The sequence below is a fragment of the Nitrospirota bacterium genome, from assembly GCA_016214385.1.
In the GTDB taxonomy this organism is placed as follows: domain Bacteria; phylum Nitrospirota; class Thermodesulfovibrionia; order UBA6902; family JACROP01; genus JACROP01.
The window spans coordinates 9,052-10,670 of the sequence record JACROP010000081.1; the positions used below are offsets into that span (position 1 = coordinate 9,052).

1 protein-coding gene and 2 pseudogenes (1 of these 3 running past the window's edge) are annotated in these 1,619 nt (G+C 40.3%); all 3 read right to left on the minus strand.

Translation table 11 applies throughout. From position 1 onward, the window contains the following. Positions 1 to 81, minus strand: a pseudogene (locus HZC12_05165) (GIY-YIG nuclease family protein); it reaches 250 nt to the left of the window's first position. A 165-nt stretch (positions 82 to 246) separates the two neighbouring features. Continuing rightward, a pseudogene (locus HZC12_05170) lies at positions 247 to 1,266 on the minus strand (radical SAM protein). Then, a partial coding sequence (locus HZC12_05175) for a glycosyltransferase (protein ID MBI5026116.1) occupies positions 1,266 to 1,619 on the minus strand: 354 nt, incomplete at its 5' end. The gene HZC12_05175 and the pseudogene HZC12_05170, both read right to left, overlap by 1 nt.

Genomic DNA, 1,619 nt, shown 5'->3' on the forward strand with positions numbered 1-1,619 from the left:
GTCATTCGTGACACCTATGTAAAGGACTTTGTTAGCTTTGCTTGTTAGTATATAAACATAGTATTGTTTATGCTCTTTCATGGTAACACTGCAGAATCTTATAGTTTTGAGCTGCCGAAACAAGTTCGGCATGACATTAAAACTACAGAATTTTCCCAACATTTCGTCATGAACCTTAAATTAATATGTGATAAGGGCAGGGGAGTGTAATTCCCAGCTATTCATCGTTTCTGACGTGAGAATATTTTATCTGCATCTTTTGGCAAAACATAATTCGGGCTCTTTATTCAGCATGACACGCAATTTGTTTTTCACAATCCATTTTGCAGGAATATGAATATACTTCTTTATGACAGGCACAACATTGCCCACCATCCAGCACTGCTTGTCGCACACACCAACTGCCTTGCGCACTTCATCAGCCTGCTGGCTGTTCCATACATCATCAAATGTTTGCTTCCTGATATTACCCATTGGCATTTTGGCATCCATGCCATTGCACGGAAGGACATCTCCAGAGGGGTCAATAAAGCATGCCTCTGTTCCCATCTCACATCTTAAAAGCCTCTTGCCACCATAGATGTAGTTCATCAGACCATAATTAAACTATGCCCTGAACCATTTTTTTATGGAATTGGACTTTAATAATTCTGCCACAAGTCTTGAAAACTCTTTGTTCACCATCTTTTTATTCTCAATATGATTATCCAACTTATGAAAGTAATGCGAATTATGAAGTGTTGCTGTAGCAAACTCATAGCCAAGTGCATTTGATAAATCATAGAGGGGTATCAAATCTTTATAATTCATATCCTGAACTGTCATGCCGAATCCAATATCCTTGAGTCCCATTCTCCTCAATTCAAGCAATGTTCTCAGCCCCCTGTCAAAACCATCTGGTATCCCTCTGATAGCATCATTAGTCTTTTGTAGCCCTTCTATACTGATTCTTATCCCCACATCAGGGTATGTTTTGCATAAGTTAATTATTCTTTCAGTGAAAAACCCATTGGTGCTGATAACAATGCGTCTCGTTTTCTGACGGACTATCCTGATAATCTCGCCAATGTCTTGTCTTACAAAAGGCTCGCCCCCGGTGATATTGATAAACCTCAAACCGGAAGGCAACTTCTCAATGTCATTGCCGGTAATCTCATCGCTTGCCTGTGTGGGATGATGCCACACATTGCACATATTGCACTTTGCATTGCATCTATAGGTAAGAATGGTGCATATCTCTTTCGGAGGCGGAAATCGATTTTGCATCACTGAATAACTCCTTTATATATCTCCATCAATTTCTGATAATATTTGTCTGGATTGAGTTCATCTTTCACGAACCTTTGAGCATTCTTTCCCATCTCACTCGAGGATGAATCATCGGATAAAATAGCCTCTATCCTATCGCTAAGCTCTTCTGCGTTTCCTGGTTCAAAGGTATACCCGGTCTCTCCATCTTTTACAAGTTCAGGGATTCCCCCTATCCTTGCCCCAATAACTGGTCTTTTTAAAGCAAACGACTCCAATACCGATATAGGGCTATTTTCATAGCACTCTGAAGAAGTGATTTCACACCCCAGAGATGAAAGCCTTGGATAAAGCTCCTGGCAATGACTTTC